Origin of the sequence: Nonomuraea sp. NPDC049421 (assembly GCF_040677005.1) — a bacterium.
Taxonomy (GTDB): Bacteria; Actinomycetota; Actinomycetes; order Streptosporangiales; family Streptosporangiaceae; genus Nonomuraea; species Nonomuraea salmonea.
Genome location: NZ_JBFAQA010000001.1, coordinates 700839 through 716257, shown reverse-complemented (window position 1 = coordinate 716257; position 15419 = coordinate 700839). Strand labels below are relative to the sequence as shown.

General features: G+C 71.9%; 15 protein-coding genes. 6 read left to right on the top strand and 9 right to left on the bottom strand.

Annotation, left to right across the window (positions count from 1 at the left end; translation table 11 throughout):
• Positions 1-128 precede the first annotated feature (128 nt).
• From AB0K18_RS03255 to AB0K18_RS03235, 5 genes are all read right to left on the bottom strand, one after another.
• Positions 129-947 (bottom strand): segregation/condensation protein A, encoded by an 819-nt coding sequence (locus tag AB0K18_RS03255; protein ID WP_364366270.1) that lies wholly within the window; start codon positions 945-947, stop codon positions 129-131.
• Positions 944-1885 carry a ParA family protein gene (locus tag AB0K18_RS03250; protein WP_185073132.1) on the bottom strand — a complete coding sequence of 314 codons (942 nt, stop codon included), beginning with the start codon at positions 1883-1885 and terminating at the stop codon, positions 944-946. The genes AB0K18_RS03255 and AB0K18_RS03250 overlap by 4 nt, the downstream gene beginning before the upstream one ends.
• Positions 1886-2002: 117 nt before the next feature.
• A complete protein-coding gene (locus AB0K18_RS03245) occupies positions 2003-2908 on the bottom strand; it encodes a site-specific tyrosine recombinase XerD (RefSeq protein ID WP_345401636.1) in 906 nt (301 codons plus the stop codon).
• Between the two features lie 15 nt (positions 2909-2923).
• Positions 2924-3583: an NUDIX hydrolase gene (locus AB0K18_RS03240; protein WP_364909017.1), complete on the bottom strand. Its 660-nt coding sequence runs from the start codon at positions 3581-3583 to the stop codon at positions 2924-2926.
• Positions 3580-5247 (bottom strand): CTP synthase, encoded by a 1668-nt coding sequence (locus tag AB0K18_RS03235; protein ID WP_364909014.1) that lies wholly within the window; start codon positions 5245-5247, stop codon positions 3580-3582. The genes AB0K18_RS03240 and AB0K18_RS03235 overlap by 4 nt, the downstream gene beginning before the upstream one ends.
• Positions 5248-5387: 140 nt before the next feature.
• Between AB0K18_RS03235 and AB0K18_RS03230 the strand changes: the two genes are divergently transcribed.
• The 3 genes from AB0K18_RS03230 to AB0K18_RS03220 all read left to right on the top strand — a co-directional run bounded on the left by AB0K18_RS03230 (position 5388) and on the right by AB0K18_RS03220 (position 8201).
• Positions 5388-6002 (top strand): acyltransferase, encoded by a 615-nt coding sequence (locus AB0K18_RS03230; RefSeq protein ID WP_364909012.1) that lies wholly within the window; start codon positions 5388-5390, stop codon positions 6000-6002.
• 158 nt (positions 6003-6160) lie between these two features.
• Positions 6161-7288, top strand: coding sequence for a nitronate monooxygenase family protein (locus AB0K18_RS03225; protein WP_364909009.1), 1128 nt, complete (start codon positions 6161-6163; stop codon positions 7286-7288).
• A 142-nt stretch (positions 7289-7430) separates the two neighbouring features.
• On the top strand, positions 7431-8201 hold the full coding sequence (locus tag AB0K18_RS03220; RefSeq protein ID WP_364909007.1) for a GntR family transcriptional regulator: 771 nt from the start codon (positions 7431-7433) through the stop codon (positions 8199-8201).
• Here the strand turns inward: AB0K18_RS03220 and AB0K18_RS03215 are convergent.
• The gene (locus AB0K18_RS03215) at positions 8179-10548 is read right to left on the bottom strand and encodes an FAD-dependent oxidoreductase (RefSeq protein WP_364909006.1); all 2370 of its coding nucleotides are present in this window, start codon (positions 10546-10548) and stop codon (positions 8179-8181) included. The two genes, AB0K18_RS03220 and AB0K18_RS03215, sit on opposite strands and share 23 nt — an antisense overlap.
• 68 nt (positions 10549-10616) lie before the next feature.
• On the opposite strand from AB0K18_RS03215, the gene AB0K18_RS03210 reads away from it, so the two are divergent.
• Together AB0K18_RS03210 and AB0K18_RS03205 are read left to right on the top strand one after the other, a co-directional pair.
• Positions 10617-11522 carry a phosphotransferase gene (locus AB0K18_RS03210; protein ID WP_364909003.1) on the top strand — a complete coding sequence of 302 codons (906 nt, stop codon included), beginning with the start codon at positions 10617-10619 and terminating at the stop codon, positions 11520-11522.
• Between the two features lie 15 nt (positions 11523-11537).
• A complete protein-coding gene (locus AB0K18_RS03205) occupies positions 11538-12143 on the top strand; it encodes a DUF4126 domain-containing protein (RefSeq protein WP_364909001.1) in 606 nt (201 codons plus the stop codon).
• Between the two features lie 41 nt (positions 12144-12184).
• Here the strand turns inward: AB0K18_RS03205 and AB0K18_RS03200 are convergent, their stop codons facing one another.
• A complete protein-coding gene (locus AB0K18_RS03200; protein WP_364908998.1) occupies positions 12185-12985 on the bottom strand; it encodes an alpha/beta hydrolase in 801 nt (266 codons plus the stop codon).
• Complete coding sequence (locus AB0K18_RS03195) at positions 12986-13780, bottom strand: glucose 1-dehydrogenase (RefSeq protein ID WP_364908995.1); 795 nt, start codon at positions 13778-13780, stop codon at positions 12986-12988.
• Between the two features lie 102 nt (positions 13781-13882).
• Between AB0K18_RS03195 and AB0K18_RS03190 the strand changes: the two genes are divergently transcribed.
• Positions 13883-14488, top strand: a complete 606-nt coding sequence (locus tag AB0K18_RS03190) for a hypothetical protein (protein ID WP_364564493.1) — start codon at positions 13883-13885, stop codon at positions 14486-14488.
• Between the two features lie 113 nt (positions 14489-14601).
• Here the strand turns inward: AB0K18_RS03190 and AB0K18_RS03185 are convergent, their stop codons facing one another.
• Positions 14602-15366, bottom strand: a complete 765-nt coding sequence (locus tag AB0K18_RS03185; protein ID WP_364908993.1) for an alpha/beta hydrolase — start codon at positions 15364-15366, stop codon at positions 14602-14604.
• Positions 15367-15419: the final 53 nt, after the last annotated feature.

Genomic DNA, 15419 nt, shown 5'->3' with positions numbered 1-15419 from the left:
GCTCGGTGGCGTCGGTGCCTTCCACGCTGGGGGCGCCCGGCTGGACCAGGGAGCCCGGGAGGGTCATCCACGCGGGCAGGGGCGGGTCGGAGTCGGGTGAGCGGCGTGGGTTGGGGAGCGGGTTGTCGTCAGTCATCAGTGCGTTTCTCCGCCGGTTCCTCGTAGTCGTCCCCCACCGCGACGTCGCCGTCGTCGGTGCCCGTCCAGGTCACGTGCAGCTCCCCCAGCGGCTCGACCTGGTCGAACGTGACCGCCGACTCGCGGAAGAGCTCAAGCACGGCCAGGAAGCGCGCGATCACCTCGATCGTGCCCTCGCAGTCGGCGGTGAGGGCGCGGAAGGTGGCCCGCCGCATCCGGCGCAGGTGCATGACCAGGATGGCGGCCTGCTCCTTGACGCTGGCGAGCGGCTGGTAGATGTGACCGACGCTCACGGTGGGCGGCAGCTTGGGGGTGAACGCCTTGGCCGCGATGCGGGCGAGCTGCTCGGGCCCGATGCCGAGGATCAGCTCGGGCAGCAGGTTGGCGAACTGCTCCTCCATCGGCACCGTACGCGGAAAGCGCAGCGCCTCCTCGGCCATCCGCCCGGCGAAGACCTTGGCCACTTCCTTGTACGCCTTGTACTGCAGCAGCCGCGCGAACAGCAGGTCTCTGGCCTCGAGCAGCGCCAGGTCCTCTTCGTCCTCGACCTCGCCCGACGGCAGCAGCCTGGCCGCCTTGAGGTCGAGCAGGGTCGCCGCGACCAGCAGGAAGTGGCTGGTCTGGTCGAGGTCCCACTCGGGCCCCCGCGACTTGATGTACGCGATGAACTCGTCGGTGACCTTGGAGAGCGAGACCTCGGTGATGTCGAGCTTGTGCTTGGCGATGAGGCCGAGGAGCAGGTCGAAGGGGCCCTCGAAGACGTCCAGATGAACCTGGAAGCCCTGGGTCTCGGTCTGCTCTGCGGTCACCTGGCCATTGTGGCAGGCGCGGGCCAGCGCGAGAGCACCTCGCGGGCCAGCTCACGGTAGGCGTTGGCGCCGAGCGACGACGGGTCGAACGTCGTGATGGGCTCGCCCGCCACGGTGGCGTCGGGGAAGCGCACCGTACGGTTGATCACGGTGTGGAACACCTTATCGCCGAACGCCTCCACGACCCGGGCCAGCACCTCGCGGCCGTGCAGGGTGCGGGCGTCGTACATGGTGGCGAGCAGGCCCTCGATCTCGAGGTCCTCGTTGAGCCGCTCCTGCACCTTGGAGATGGTGTCCATGAGCAGCGCGACACCGCGCAGCGCGAAGAACTCGCACTCCAGCGGCACCATGACGCCGTGGGCGCAGGTGAGGGCGTTGATGGTGAGCAGGCCGAGCGACGGCTGGCAGTCGATGAGGCAGACGTCGTAGTGGGGCAGCAGCGGCTTGATGACGCGGCCGAGCACCTGCTCGCGGGCGACCTCGGTGACGAGCTGCACTTCGGCGGCGGACAGGTCGATGTTGCTGGGCAGCAGGTCGAGGCCCTCGACGCCGGTCTCGAGCAGGACGTCTTCGGCGGTGACCCCGCGTTCCATCAGCAGGTTGTAGACGGTCAGGTCGAGCTGCAGCGGGTTGATGCCGAGCCCGACGGACAGCGCGCCCTGCGGGTCGAAGTCGACCAGCAGCACCTTGAGGCCGTATTCGACCAGCGCGGCGCCGAGATTGATGGTGGTCGTGGTCTTGCCGACGCCACCCTTCTGGTTGACCATCGCGACCACGCGCGCCGGGCCGTGCACCGCGGGGGGCACCGGCTCGGGGAACACGGGTCTGGGCCGCTGTGTCGGGCCCAGGTTGACGCCGTTGGAGGGCGCGTTGGTCTTGGTGTCGCCCCAGGGGTTGTCGGGGGTCCCCGGGGTCGAACCCTTGGTCGTCACAGTCACCAGCTCGAACCTCCCTGACGATCCCGAACCGGACCGTCCGGACGGACACTATGGCGTCACCACTTAACGCGGCAAGGCGGCACGCCGGGGGCGGCGCACGTCCCAAAAGACTATAGATCACTGCCGGGCGCGCGGATGCGCGGCGGCGTAGACCTCGCGGAGCTTGTCGACCGTGACCAGGGTGTAGACCTGCGTGGTCGTCACCGAGGCGTGGCCGAGCAGCTCCTGCACCACCCTAACGTCCGCGCCGCCGTCCAAAAGGTGAGTTGCGAAGGAATGCCGGAGTACGTGCGGGCTTATCCCGTCGAGTCCGGCTCGTTCGGCGGCGGCCTGCAGCACCTCCCACGCGCCCTGCCTGGTCAGGCGCCCGCCGCGGGCGTTGAGGAAGACCGCGGGGGTGCCGCGGCCGTGGGCGAGCAGCCCCGGCCTGGCCCGTACGAGGTAGGCGTCCAGCGCGGCCCGCGCGTAGCGGCCCAGCGGCACGATGCGGGTGCGGCCGCCCTTGCCGCGCAGGCGTACCTGGTCGTCCTCCAGGTCGTCCACGGCCAGCCCGACGGCCTCGGAGATGCGGGCGCCGGTGCCGTAGAGGACTTCGAGCAGGGCCCTGTTGCGCAGCGTGAGCGGCGCGCCGTCGGGGCCGGAGGCGGCGATGAGGCGCTCGACCTCGGCGACGCCGATGGCCTTGGGCAGGCGGCGCAGCCGGCGGGGCGGGCGTACCTCGTGGGCGGGGTCGTGGGCCGTCACCCCTTCGCGCAGGGCGAAGCGGTGCAGCCCGCGCACGGCGGAGACGGCGCGGGCCGCGGAGCTGGCCACGAGGGCGGGGTGCTCGCCGTCGCCCTCGCGCAGCGCGGCGAGGAAGGCCTGGACGTCGGCCTCCCCCACCTGGTCGAGCTCCAGGCGCCCGCGCGCCTGGAGGTGGTCGACGTAGCGGCGCAGGTCACGGCGGTAGGACGCGAGCGTGTTGGCAGCCAGACCTCGTTCGACCGCGAGATGGGCGAGGTAGCTGGAGAGCACTGCCTCCACGAACAGGTCCTTCCGTCACGCCTCCGGAGCGTCGGCGGGGCGCAACAGGGCGAACCCCTCAACCGATGCCGCATATGCGGCGAGGATACCGGCCACGGCCGTGGAATTGTGGATCATTCCCATGAGGGCCTTCTCCACCGCGTCGGCCAGCGGCACCCATTCGATCGGCATGCCGATCTCCTCGTGCCGCTGGACGAAGTCGTTCTCCTCATCGGGGATCTTGGTCAGGTCGCGGGCGAGGAACACCCTGACCCGCTCGTCGGTCATGCCGGGCGACGAGCGCAGGTCGGCCAGGGTGTACCAGGTCTCGGCGCGGTAGCCGGCCTCCTCGGCGAGCTCGCGCGCGGCGGTCTCGACCAGCGGTTCGCCCGCCACGTCGCGGATCCCGGCGGGCAGCTCCCACATCAGGTGGCGGGTGGGGTGGCGGTACTGCCTGATGAGCAGGACGCGGTCGTGCTCGTCGAGGGCGAGCGCGGCGACGGCTCCCGGATGGACGACGTAGTCGCGCTCGGCCACCTCGTCGCGGGGCATCCTGACCGTGTCGGTGACGACGTCGATGATGTGGCCCTTGAAGCGGTGGCGGGATTCGACGACGTCCCACGACTCGGGCGTGTCCGCGATCAGCCGGCCGCCCGCGGCGCCCTGCGGCGACGAGCCGTTGGGGTGGCCGTTCACGGGTGCACCTTGGCGCTGCCGACGCGGCTGTCGGCGTAGACGAGCGCGGCTCCCACGAGGCCCTTGAACATCGGGTTGGCCCTGGTGGGCCGGGAGCGGAACTCGGGGTGCGCCTGGGTGCCGATGAAGAACGGGTGGATCTCGGGGGGCAGCTCGGTGTACTCGACCAGCCGGCCGTCGGGCGACAGGCCGGAGAAGACCATGCCGACCTGCTCGAGCCGCTCGCGGTAGGCGTTGTTGACCTCGTAGCGGTGGCGGTGGCGCTCGTCGGCCTTGGCCTTGCCGCCGTAGAGGTGCCTGGCCAGCGTGCCCTCGCCGAGCTTGGCGGTGTAGCTGCCGAGCCGCATGGTGCCGCCCATGTCGCGCTCGCCGGCGATGACGTCTTCCTGGTCGGCCATGGTGGAGATGACCGGGTGCTTGGTGTCGGGGTCGAACTCGGAGGAGTTGGCGTCCTCGATGCCGGCCATGTTGCGGGCGGCCTCGATGACCATGCCCTGCATGCCGAGGCAGATGCCGAGCAGCGGGATCTTGTTCTCGCGGGCGTGGCGGATGGCGCCGATCTTGCCCTCGATGCCGCGGACGCCGAAGCCGCCGGGGATCAGCACGCCGTCGACGCCGTCGAGCTCGCGCTCCGCGCCCTCGGGGGTCTCGCAGTCGTCGCTCTTGACCCAGCGGATGTTGACGCGGGCGTCGTTGGCGAAGCCGCCGGCGCGCAGCGCCTCGGTGACCGAGAGGTACGCGTCCGGCAAATCGATATATTTCCCGACGAGGGCGATCGTGACCTCCTTGGCCGGGCGGTGCACCCGGCGCAGGAGCTGCTCCCACTCGGTCCAGTCGACGTCGCGGAAGGGCAGGCCGAGCCGGCGCACGACGTACGCGTCGAGGCCCTCGGCGTGGAGCACCTTCGGGATGTCGTAGATCGAGGCCGCGTCGACGGCGGAGACGACGGCGTCCTCGTCGACGTCGCACATCAGGCTGATCTTGCGCTTGATGGCCGTCTGCACCGGCCGGTCGGAGCGCAGCACGATCGCGTCGGGCTGGATGCCGATGCTGCGCAGCGCGGCCACGCTGTGCTGGGTCGGCTTGGTCTTGAGCTCGCCCGACGGCCCGATGTACGGCAGCAGCGACACGTGCAGGAAGAACACGTTGTCGCGGCCCACCTCGTGCCTGATCTGGCGGACGGCCTCCAGGAACGGCTGGGACTCGATGTCGCCGACCGTGCCGCCCACCTCGGTGATGACCACGTCCACGTCAGGACCGGCCATGCCCCGGATGCGGTCCTTGATCTCGTTGGTGATGTGCGGGATGACCTGCACGGTGTCGCCCAGGTATTCGCCGCGGCGCTCCTTGGCGATGACGTTGGAGTAGACCTGCCCGGTGGTCACGTTGGCCGAGCCGAGCAGGCTGGTGTCGAGGAACCGCTCGTAGTGGCCGACGTCGAGGTCGGTCTCGGCACCGTCGTCGGTGACGAACACCTCGCCGTGCTGGAACGGGTTCATGGTGCCGGGGTCGACGTTGAGGTAAGGGTCGAGCTTCTGCATGGTGACCCTGAGACCGCGCCCCTTGAGAAGGCGACCGAGGCTGGATGCCGTGAGCCCCTTGCCGAGACTGGAGGCGACACCGCCGGTGACGAACAGATGCTTGGTTTGCGATGCGCTGCGCAAAGGGGCTCCCGTGGCTCGAGGTGTGGTCGAAGTGTCCACGGGCTCTCAGGATATCAAACAACGCCCCTCACATGCCCGAACGGCTTGACCTAGCGGTAACTTTGGTCCCTATGTCACTCGTTCGGCGGGCTTTGGGCGCGTTGATTCACCTTACGTACACGGCGATCCGGCACGCCGGGGCGATCACTCCGTCCACTCCCGCGGGCTATCGATTCGGCCGGCTCGGCGACGGTGTCAGCATCGCCTTCCCTCCTGGCGCGATCTTCGGGGAGCAGTGGATGGAGATCGGCGAGCACACGCTCGTGGGCGAGCGGGTGTCGCTGTCGTGCGGCATGATGCCGGGTCACGACCTCGGTGACGGCTCCGTCCTGCGCATCGGCGGCGGCTGCTCGATCGGCAGGGGCTCCCACATCGTCGCGCACCAGTCCATCGACATCGGCGACCACGTCTTCACCGGCCCGTACGTCTACATCACCGACCAGAACCACGTCTACGACGACCCCGAGGTGCCGATCGGCCGGCAGTGGCCGCGCAACAGCCCGGTCTCCATCGGCGCGGGCTCCTGGCTGGGCGCGGGCGCGATCATCCTGCCGGGCACCACGCTGGGCCGCCAGTGCGTGGTGGCGGGCGGCGCGGTGGTGCGCGGCGAGTTCCCCGACCACAGCGTGGTGGCCGGGGTGCCGGCCAGGCGAATCCGCGGCTACACGCCCGAGCTGGGCTGGCACGCGCCCGTCACCTTCGACGCCACGACCTGAGCTCCAGGGACCCGTCACCTTCGACGCCACGACCTGAGCTCCAGGGACCCGTCACCTTCGACGCGACGACCTGAGCTCCAGGGACCCGTCACGTTCGACGCCACGACCTGAGCTCCGGGGGATGGACCGAACAACCTTCTGACCGTTAGCGTCGGTTCATGCGCACCGCGATAAGTGAGCGTTTAGGGATCGAGTTTCCGCTCTTCGCCTTCAGCCACTGCCGCGACGTGGTGGCCGCCGTCACGAACGCGGGCGGGTTCGGGGTGCTGGGCGCGGTCGCGTACTCGCCCGAGCAGCTCGACACCGAGCTGACGTGGCTGGACGAGCGGGTGGGCGGCCGGCCGTACGGGGTGGACGTGCTCGTCCCCGGCAAGATCGACTCGTCGGCGCACGACCGGCGCGTGCACCTCATGGACGCCGTCCCCGACCGCCACCGCGACTTCGTCACCCACCTGCTGACCAAGTACGGCGTCAGCGCGCCCGGCCGGCCGATGAGCGCGACCGCCGACGAGATGGGCAGGCGGGTCACCGCGGCCGGCGCGACCGGGCTGATCGACGTGGCGCTGAAGCACCGGATCGGGCTGATCGCCAGCGCCCTGGGCCCGCCGCCGCCCGAGATGGTGACGAAGGCCAGGGAGGCGGGCGTGCCGGTGGCGGCCCTGGTGGGCACCGTCGAGCACGCGCGCAGGCAGGTCGAGGCCGGCGCCGACCTCATCGTGGCGCAGGGCACGGAGGCGGGCGGCCACACCGGCGACGTCTCCACGATGGTGCTGGTGCCGCAGGTCGTGGACGCGGTCGCGCCGGTGCCCGTGCTGGCCGCGGGCGGCATCGCGTCGGGGCGGCAGATGGCGGCGGCCATGGCGCTCGGCGCGGAGGGCGTGTGGTGCGGCTCGCTCTGGCTGACGACCGAGGAGGCCGAGACCTCTCCGGCGGTCAAGCGGAAGCTGCTGGCGGCCTCGTCGCTGGACACCGTACGGTCGCGCTCCCGTACGGGGAAGCCGGCCCGCCAGCTCAAGTCGGCCTGGACCGAGGAGTGGGACTCCGGGCAGGAGAGCCCCGGCCCGCTGGGCATGCCGCTGCAGCTGCTGCTGGCCGAGGGCGCGATGGCGCGGATCGGGGCGGCGGCGGAGAAGGGCGAGCCCGGCGCCGTGGAGCTGGTCAACTACTTCGTCGGGCAGGTCGTCGGCCAGCTCGACCAGGTACGCCCGGCCAGGGACGTCGTCTACGACCTGATCAGCGAGTTCGGCGAGGCGGTCGAACGCCTGGGCCGCCTCACGGCGGACTGACGCGGCCGGGCGGCCTTGAAGCGGACTGACGCGGCGGGGCGGCTGCACGGCTGAGTGACGGCGGGGGCGAGCGCGGCTCCCCCCGCCCTTTCCGCCCACCCCAAGGCGTTGCCAAGCCGGCGGCAAGAGGTACCCTGCGCCTGTGGTCGGGACCCCGCCTGAGCTGGAGCGCGGCACCGGCGTCCCCGCGCACGTGCAGATCGAGCGCTGGCTGCTCGACTCGATCGCCGGCGGCGAGCTGGCGCCGGGTGACCGGCTGCCCGGCGAACGGGAGCTGGCCGGGCGGCTCGGCGTGAGCAGGATGACGCTCAGGCAGGCGCTCGCCACCCTGGAACGCGACGGCGTGCTGCTGCGCGTGCCCGGCAGGTCGGGCGGCGCGTTCGTGGCGGAGCCGCCGCCGGGGCCGCGCATCGAGTGCGACCTGACGGGGCTGGCCGGGTTCACCGAGCAGATGCGCCGCGCCCACCTGCGGGCCGAGGCGCGCATCCTGCGGGCCGCCACCGTGCCGGCGCCGGCCGCCGCCGCGGTGGCGCTCGGCGTCCCGGCGGGCGAGCCGGTACACGAGGTGGCGCGGGTGCGCTCGGCGGGCCGCTCCCCGATCGCGCTGGAGCGCTCCTACTTCCCCGCCCTGCCGGGACTGCTCGACCAGGACCTGACCGGCTCCCTGTACGACCTGCTCGCCGCCCGCTACGACCTGCGCCCTCGCACGGCGGTCGAGCACCTCGAGCCGGTGGTCGCCGAGCCGGCCGACGCGGCGGAGCTGGGCATCGAGGCGGGCGCGCCGCTCATGCTGATCGAGCGCACCGCCTACGCGGCGGGCGGCGTCCCCGTGGAGTACGCGCTCGACCTGTTCCGTCCTGACCGGGTGCGCATCTCCGTACGCAGCGGCGTCACGGCACCACCGGCCCCTTGACCACGGTGCCCGGCACCCACCGGCCCTCCACCTCGACCTCGACGGGCGCGCCCGGCGCGCTCTCGTCCGCGGGCAGGTAGGCGTAGGCGATGGAGGCGCGGGCGGTGTAGCCGTAGCCGCCGGAGGTGACGCGGGAGACGACGCGGCCGGCGAGGCGTACCGGCTCGTTGCCGAGGGCGACGGCGCGCGGGTCGTCCAGCGTCAGGCAGCGCAGCCGGCGCGCGGGCCTGGGGTCGAGCGCGTCCTTGCCGAGGAAGTCCTTGTCGGGTTCGACGCAGAAGCCGAGGCCCGCCTCGTACGGTGTCGTCTCGGGCCCGAGGTCGGCGCCCCACACCCGGTACCCCTTCTCCAGGCGCAGGCTGTCGATGGCCCGGTAGCCGCCGGCCACCAGCCCGTGCGGCCGTCCCGCCGCCCAGAGCGCCTGCCAGAGCGCGAGCCCGTACTCGCTGGAGCAGTACAGCTCCCAGCCGTGCTCCCCCACGAACGTCACCCGCAGCGCCAGCACCGGCACGTCCCCCACGGTGAGCTCGCGCGCCGTCATGAACGGGAGGTCGGCGGGCTCGGGCGTCAGCCCGGCGAGCACGTCGCGGGCGCGCGGCCCCCACAGCGCGAAGCAGGCGTACTGGCCGGTCACGTCGGCGATCCTGACGTCCGCGCTCGTGCGGGCCGCCTGCTTGCGCAGCCAGCCGAGGTCGTGGGCGCCGAACGCGGTGCCGGTGACGACGAGGAACTCCCGCTCGCCGCGCCGGGTGACGGTGAAGTCGCACTCGATGCCGCCGCGCCGGTTGAGCGCCTGCGTGTACGTGACGGCGCCGACGTCGCGGGCGACCCGGTTGTCGCACACCCATTCCAGCAGCTCGGCGGCGTCGGGCCCGGTCACCTCGATCTTGGCGAACGAGCTCTCGTCGAACAGCCCGGCCGCCGTACGCGTGGCGCGGTGCTCCGCCCCGATCGCCGGCGACCAGGACCGCCCTGCCCACCCGGCGGGCCGCTCGTCCTCGCCGGGCGTCTCGTTGGCGGTGTAGTAGTTGACCCGCTCCCAGCCGGACTTCTCGCCGAAGGCGGCGCCATGGGCGGCGTGCCAGCCGTAGGCGGGCGAGACCCGCAGCGGCCGGCCCGCCGAGCGCTCGTGCCCGGGGTAGCGGATGTCGTAGTACGTCTCGTAGTTCTCGACCGCCCGCTTGAGCGTGTACGACGGCGAGCGGTAGTGGCGGCCGAAGCGGCGTACGTCCATGTGCCACAGGTCCATGCCCGGCTCGCCCTCGACGATCCACTCGGCCATGACCTTGCCGATGCCGCCCGCGCCCGCGATGCCGTGCGCGCAGAACCCGGCCGCCACGAAGAACCCGCCGACCTCGGTCTCCCCCAGGCAGAACTCGTTGTCGGGGGTGAACGCCTCGGGCCCGTTGATCAGCTTGCGGATGCCGACGTCGGCCATCGCGGGCACGCGGACGCGCGAGTTGTCGGAGATCTCCTCGAACCTGGGCCAGTCCTCGGGCAGCAGGCGGCCGTTGAAGTCGGCGGGGATCGCGTCGTACGCGTCAGGTCCGGCGGTCCATGGGGCGCAGCGGCGCTCGTAGCCGCCCATGACCAGGCCGCGCACCTCCTGCCGGTAGTAGACGAGCAGGTCGGGGTCGCGCAGCGTGGGCAGGTTCGCGTGGTCGTGGAAGGCGTCGGTCACCACGTACTGGTGCGACATGGGCACGATCGGGACGCGCACCCCGGCCATGCGGCCGATCTCGGCGGCGAACATGCCGCCGCAGTTGACCACGATCTCGCAGGCGATGTCGCCCTGGTCGGTGCGCACGCCGGTGACCCGGCCGCCGGTCACGTCGATGCCGAGCACGCGGGTGCCGGTGCGCAGCTTCGCGCCGCCCGCGCGGGCGCGCTCGGCCAGGGCGTAGCAGAGCTGCGACGGGTCGATCTGCCCGTCCGTCGGCAGGTACGCGGCCCCGACCACGCCGTCAGGGTCCATGAGCGGGAACAGCTCGACCGCCTCGGCCACCGAGATCTCCTCCAGCGGCAGCCCGAACGTGCGCGCCCAGCCGATCTGGCGGCGGATCTCCTCCATGCGCTCGGGCGTGGAGGCCAGCTTGATGCCGCCGCACTCGGTCCAGCCGGCGTCGAGCGTGCGGTAGAGCTCGACGGAGTACTGGTTCATCCTGGTCAGTGTGGGGTCGGCGCGCAGCTGGCCGACGAGCCCCGCCGAGTGGAAGGTGGAGCCGCTGGTCAGCGCGTCGCGTTCGAGCAGCACCACATCGCGCTCGCCGAGCTGGGTGAGGTGGTAGGCGACGGACGCGCCGCCCACCCCGCCGCCGATGATCACGATGCGGGCCGAGTCGCTCATGGTCGCGAGGCTAACCCGCGTACCCTAAAAGGTCTAGACCGTTTTGGGCGGCGGAGCTAGCATCGAGCATGGCCGCGCCAGAGGTGCTCGATCGCATCCCCTTGCTGTCCGGCGTGCCGCGCTCCGTGGAGGAGCTGCCCGGCGGGCTCACCAACCACAACTACAAGGTCACCACCCCGCGTGGCGCGTACGTCGTGCGCGTGCAGGCCAGCGACGGCACGCTGCTGGCCATCGACAGGGACGCCGAGCACGCCAACTCGCTCGCCGCGGCCGCGGCGGGGGTCGGGGCACCGGTGCACGACTACCTGCCCGACCTGGGCGTCCTGGTCGTCGGGTACGTCAGCGCGCGCACGTTCACCGAGGCCGACCTGCACGACCCGGCCAACCTGCCCCGCGTGGCCGAGGCGTGCCGGCGGCTGCACGCGGGCCCGCGGTTCGTCCGCGACTTCGACATGTTCGACGTGCAGCGGCGCTATCTGGCGATCGTCCGCGAGCGCGGCTTCCGGCTGCCGCCCCGCTACCTCGACTTCATGCCCGTCGTCGCCCGGATCAGGGCGTGCCTGGCGGTCAGGGACGAGGGCACCGTGCCGTGCAACAACGACCTGCTGCCCGGCAACATCCTCGACGACGGCGAACGCCTGTGGCTGATCGACTACGAGTACTCCGGCAACAACGACGCCTGCTTCGAGCTGGGCAACGTCTGGAGCGAGTCCGACCTGCCGCCCGGCCACCTGGAGGAGCTGGTCACCGCCTACTACGGCCGCCGCCTGCGCCACAAGATCGCCCGCGCCCGGCTGCTCGGCCTGATGTCCAAGTACGGCTGGACGCTGTGGGCCTCCATCCAGGACGGCGCCAACGACACCATCGACTTCGACTTCTGGTCGTGGGGCATGGAGAAGTACGACCGGGCACTGACCGAGTTCACCGATCGCACGCTCGGCGACCTCATGGACGAGGCGGCCCGAGCAGACTAGGGGCAGACTGAGGGGATGCTCGCCGCTCTGACCGGTTTGGGCCTGTCCACGGCCGCCGGCCTCAACGCCTACATCCCCCTCCTGGTCGTGGGCGTGCTCGCCAACGTCACCGACGCCGTACGCCTGCCCGACGGCTACACCTGGCTGTCGAACTGGGGCGTGCTCGCGATCATCGCCGTGCTCCTGGCCGCCGAGCTGGTGCTGGACAAGGTGCCCGCGATCGACAGCGTCAACGACACCATCCAGACCGTGATCCGCCCGGCCTCCGGCGGCGTGGTCTTCTCCGCCAGCGCGGCCGCCGCCGAGTTCGAGCGCTCCGCGTGGATGACCGAGAACCCGTGGGCGGGGTGGCTGATCGGCATCGTGGCGGCGCTGGCCGTCCACGCGGTCAAATCCCTCGTGCGCCCGGTGGTCAACGCGGGCACGGCCGGGTTCGGCGCGCCGGTGCTGAGCACCGCCGAGGACGCAGGATCGATCGGGATGAGCCTGGTCGCGGTGTTCGCGCCCGTGCTGGTGATCGTCGCGCTGCTGGTGCTGGCCGTGCTCGCCTGGCTGCTGATCCGCCGGGTACGCCGGGCCCGCGCCCGCCGGCGAGAGGTCCGCCCGCCTCGACGGGTCTAGAGGCGGGTTCAGAGCCGGCTTCACAGGCTTCAGAGGCGGTTTCAGAGACGGCGCAGCCAGCCCTCCACGGCGGTCACGAAGTCCTCAGGACGTTCCTCGTGCAGCCGGTGGCTCGCGCCCTCCCAGCACAGCACCGCCGACGCCGGGTCCTTGAGCAGCCCGCTCTCCCACTGCGCGCGCCCCTGATCGGCCCAGATCGACAGCACCGGGCACCGCCTGCGCGCCAGGTAGTCGTCGCTGGCCGGGCGCACCCCGATGGCGTCCCCGGTGACGAACATGGCCTCGAACGCCTCCGCCAGCACATGGGGCGGCATGCCGTACAGGCGGCGTTTGTGCCAGCGTCTGATGAGGGCGGGGGTGGCGGCGTTCGTGCACCACTCGTCTATGCGCTCGGCGGCCTCGTGCGGCCGCCTGCCGCGCAGGCCGGCGATCATGCCGGGGAAGCCGGCGGCGATCTCGGCGCTCATGCCGTAGCCGGGGTCGAGGGTGACGAGCGCCCGCACGCGCCGGGGATGCTCGACGGCGAGGATCGAGACCACCTGGCCGCCCATGGAGTGGCCGACGGCCACGACCTGCGGGATGCCGAGCCGGCCGAGCAGAGCGTCGAGGTCGGCGGCCATCGCGCGCGGCGTGTTGCCGGTCGCGGGGACCGACGAGTAGCCGTGGCCGCGCAGGTCCACCGCGATGACGCGGTGCCGTTCTGCGAGGGCGTCGATGTGCCAGGACCACTGGTGGGAGTCGGTGCCCCAGCCGTGCACGAGCAGCAGCGGCGGCGCGCTCATGGCGTCGCCGTCGTCGGTGTAGAAGAGCCTGACGTCGGGTTCGACCTGCGCGTACGGCACCTAGCCTCCGTTCTTCGGCGCCAGCGCGGCCTCGCCCGCCGTCCAGCCGCCGTCCACGGCCAGCTCGGCGCCGGTGACGTACGAGGCGGCGTCGGACAGCAGGAACGCGATCGCCTCCGCGACCTCCTCGGGCTCGCCCCACCGCCCGGCCGGGGCCAGCGGGAACGTGCCCTCCCCCGACACCGCGCCCAGCGGCAGCGTCATGGGGGTGACGATCATCCCGGGATGGACGGAGTTGACGCGGATGCGGTCCTTGGCGAACTCCACCGCCGCGATCTTGGTGAGCCCGCGTACGCCCCACTTCGACGCCCCGTACCCGCCGGTGGCCGGCAGCGCGAACAGCCCCGCGACCGACGACAGGTTGACGATCGCGCCGCCGCCCGACGCCCGCATGGCGCCGAGCACCGCCTTGAGCCCGAGGAAGGTGCCGGTCAGGTTGACCTGGATGACCCGCTCGAAGTCGGCCAGTGACTGCTGTTCGATGAGCTGGGCGGTGGCGATGCCGGCGTTGTTGACCAGGCCGTCGAGCCGCCCGTACGCGTCCACGGTCTCCTCCACCACGGCCGCCCAGGCGTCCTCACTCGTCACGTCGTGAGCGATGAACCTGGCGTCCAGCTCCTTGGCGGTGGCCGCGCCCTCCTCGGCGAGCACGTCGGTGAGCACGAGGCGGGCGCCTGCCGCCGCGCACCTCCGGGCGGTCGCCGCTCCCATGCCCCTCGCGCCGCCGGTGATGATGACGACCTTGCCGTCCAGCACGCCTGCCCCGCCCTTCGTGAGGGTGATCCCTGCCGCCATGTCAGCACAGCGCCCTCCCCCGATCAAGGGCTTGCTCGGGACGCTCATCGCGCGGCGCGCCCGATCGGCACTATCCTTCAAAGCAGCAGCACCGAGCAGGAGGTGGCGGAGATCAGCGAGTTCCTAGTCGTCGTCCTTGTGGTCCTGGCGTTCCTCCTGCTTCTGGGCGGGCTGGGCATCTGGCTGCTGGTCAAGCTGGGCAAGAAGGCAGCGGTCAAGGCCAGGGAGGCCACCTCCCGCATCACCACCCACGTCAACGCCATGGGCACCGGCGACGCCGCCGAGGTCGAGCGGCTCCGGCTCGACCTGCGCCGCGAGGTCACGCTCACCCGGCAGGCCGTCGAGCAGGCCCAGCGTCAGGGCTGGGGGCTCGGTGAGCTGCCCCGGCTGCTCGCCGACCTCACCGCCCAGGCCGACGTGCACGACCAGCAGCTCGGCATGTACGCCCAGCAGCGCCGCCTGTCCCCCTACGTCGACCACGCCACCCTCGACCGGCTGCGCCAGCACCAGGCCACGCTGACCGCCATGTGCGCCCGCCTGCGCGCCGACCTGCTGAGCGACCAGGTGCACCACACCGGGGCCGGCATCGCCGACCTCGGCCAGCGCACCGACCTCGAGATCGAGGCCCGCCGCCAGGCGCCCGACCCCCTCGACGAGATCGACGACCTCTACCGCCGCACGATGCAGGAACGCAAAGACCTCCCCTGACATGGCGGGGACGGCGGCCGACCCGCTGGAACCCGCTGGCTCGCGCGCCTCACGCGAGGAGATCAAGCCGGATCCCGCGCCTCATGCAAGGACGTCCCGCTGGAACCCGCGCCTCACGCGGGAAGGAGAGTCTTGAGGGTGCGCGCGAACGCTTCGGGGTTGTCGAGCATGATGTTGTGCCCCGACTCCGGGATGCCCAGCACCCGTACCCCGGCCGCCCGCAGCCCCTGGGCCCCGGCCGGCTCGTCACCCTCGGGAAACAGGAACGCGCGCGGGATCGTCAGCCCGGCCAGCAGCTCCCGCATCGCCGGCGTGCTGCCCCGGGCCAGGCTGACCGCCGTACGGTGCAGAGCGCGCAGGTCGGCCAGGCGCATCGTGGACCACCAGTGCGGCCCCACCCGGTCGCGCACCTCCTTCCAGCCGCCCGACACGAACTCCTCCTCACCATAGGCGGCGATGCCGCTGGAGCCCGGGCGTACGGGCGTCGCCGGATAGGGATCGAGGTTGGCGTCCACCAGGACCAGGTCGGCCACCAGGCCGGGGTGGCGGGCTGCCAGCACGATGGCGACGGCCCCGCCCATGCTGTGCGCGATCATCGACGCGCCCTCCACGCCCGCCTTGTGCAACGCCTCCGCGAGGGCGTCGGCGTGGGCCTCCAGCGTGTACGAGAAGTCCTGCGGCCGGTCGCTGATGCCGAACCCGAGCAGGTCGATGAGGAGGGAACGGTGGCGCGGCAGCAGCGGGTGGGCCGCGACCTCCGCGTAGTAGGGGGCCGAGGTGGCGCCGAGGCCGTGAACGTAGACGCGGGCCGGCTCCGCGCCCGGCAGTTCGACCCAGCGGATGCGGGCGCCGCCGGGGTGGACGATGGCATCGTGCATGAAGGCTCTCCTCGTATATCGGTCTCAATATATATCGATGCCGAGGTATGATC